At 59.6% G+C, this 798-nt stretch carries 1 protein-coding gene; it reads right to left on the reverse strand.

All coding sequences use genetic code 11. The features are described from left to right. On the reverse strand, positions 1–773 hold a 773-nt coding region (locus AC1RT2_RS32180; RefSeq protein WP_493108502.1), incomplete at its 3' end, for an amino acid ABC transporter ATP-binding protein. Positions 774–798 lie beyond the last annotated feature (25 nt).

A 798-nucleotide genomic window follows, 5' to 3' on the forward strand; every position in this document is an offset into this window, starting at 1 on the left:
TGCAGGATCTGGCTGAGGAAGAGTTTCGTGCGCTCGTGCTGCGGATTGTCGAAGAACTCGGCCGGCGAATTCTGCTCGACGATCTGGCCCTGGTCCATGAAGATGACGCGGTTGGCGACCTGGCGGGCGAAACCCATTTCGTGCGTCACGCACAGCATGGTCATGCCCTCTTCGGCCAGCGACACCATGGTGTCGAGCACTTCCTTCACCATTTCCGGATCGAGCGCCGAGGTCGGCTCGTCGAACAGCATGATCTTCGGCTTCATGCACAGCGAACGGGCGATCGCCACACGCTGCTGCTGGCCACCGGAAAGCTGGCCCGGATATTTGTGCGCCTGCTCCGGGATCTTGACGCGCTTCAGGTAGTGCATCGCCACTTCCTCGGCGTCCTTCTTCGGCATCTTGCGCACCCAGATCGGGGCGAGCGTGCAGTTTTCCAGGATCGTCAGGTGCGGGAAGAGGTTGAAGTGCTGGAACACCATGCCGACTTCACGGCGCACTTCGTCGATCTTCTTCAGGTCGTTGGTGAGCTCGATGCCGTCGACGACGATCTGGCCCTTCTGGTGTTCTTCCAGCCGGTTGATGCAGCGGATCATCGTCGATTTGCCGGAACCCGACGGGCCGGCGATGACGATGCGCTCGCCCTTCATCACCTTGAGATTGATGTCGCGCAGCACGTGGAAATCGCCGTACCACTTGTTCATGTTGGTGATCTCGACGGCGACGTCCGTCGTGGAGACCGCCAGCTTTTGCGCCTGGGCTTGGTTGGCCATTGTTGTTTCCTCTCAGTTATCTTTT

This window comes from Shinella sp. GW821-FHT11G07 (assembly GCF_058808115.1).